The 1,069-nt window shown below is 34.9% G+C and carries 1 protein-coding gene; it reads right to left on the bottom strand.

The window, feature by feature from the left end; genetic code table 11:
* The coding region (locus FUA24_RS24440; RefSeq protein ID WP_187388389.1) for a dihydroxy-acid dehydratase domain-containing protein at positions 1-973 on the bottom strand (973 nt) is incomplete at its 3' end.
* Positions 974-1,069 lie beyond the last annotated feature (96 nt).

The following is a 1,069-nucleotide window of genomic DNA, read 5'->3' as shown; positions in this document are numbered from 1 at the left end:
TACCACCAACACCATGCACATCTTCCATTAGGTATTTACCTGAAGGTTTTAAGTCTCCAATTAAAGGCGTTTTATTGCTTACGCGTTGAAAATCTTCTAAAGTAAAATCTATATCAGCAGCATGTGCAATAGCTAAAAAGTGTAAAACAGCGTTGGTTGAACCTCCTAAAGCGTTTACTAGAGTAATGGCGTTTTCTATAGATTTTTTTGAAATAATATCCAAAGGTTTTAAATCTAACTCTAATAAATTTTTGATGGCTCTGGCGTACCTTTCAGCTTCAGATAATTTATTAGGGTTTTCTGCTGGAATTGATGAGTTGTAAGGTAATGCAAACCCCATACACTCTATGGCCGACGCCATGGTATTTGCCGTATACATACCGCCACAAGCACCTGCTCCAGGTATAGATCTTTTAATGATTTCTTTGTATTCTGCTTCGTCAATTTCGCCTGCTACTTTTTGCCCTAATGCTTCAAAAGCAGATACAATGTTTAATTTTTTACCTTTGTAATTACCCGATTTTATGGTACCACCATACATCATGATTGACGGACGATTTAAACGCAGCATTGACATAACTGCACCGGGCATATTTTTATCGCAACCTACAATAGCTATTAAACCATCATAGCTTTGTGCATTCATAATAGTTTCAATTGAATCTGCAATAATATCTCTAGATACAAGTGAGTAATTCATACCCGATGTACCCATTGAAATACCATCAGACACACCAATAGTATTAAACCCTAAACCAACCATACCAGCAATATTGCACTCTACTTTAACCTCATCTTTCAAGCCGTTAAGGTGCATATTACATGGGTTACCATCATACCCGGTACTTGCAATACCTATTTGAGCTTTCTGCATGTCTTCATCAGAAAAACCAACAGCATACAACATGGCTTGTGATGCTGGTTGCGATTCGTCTTGCGTTAATCTGCTACTATGTTTGTTTAGTTTGTTCATTTTTTATGATAAAAATTTAAATCTTAGTTAGTTAAATTATGATATTTATATGTTTTTAAGAATTTTAACAAATAATATTAATATTCAACAAACGAA

This window comes from Seonamhaeicola marinus (assembly GCF_008085455.1).
The sequence above is the reverse complement of the archived record's forward strand: the minus strand, read 5'-3'. Positions and strand labels throughout refer to the sequence as shown.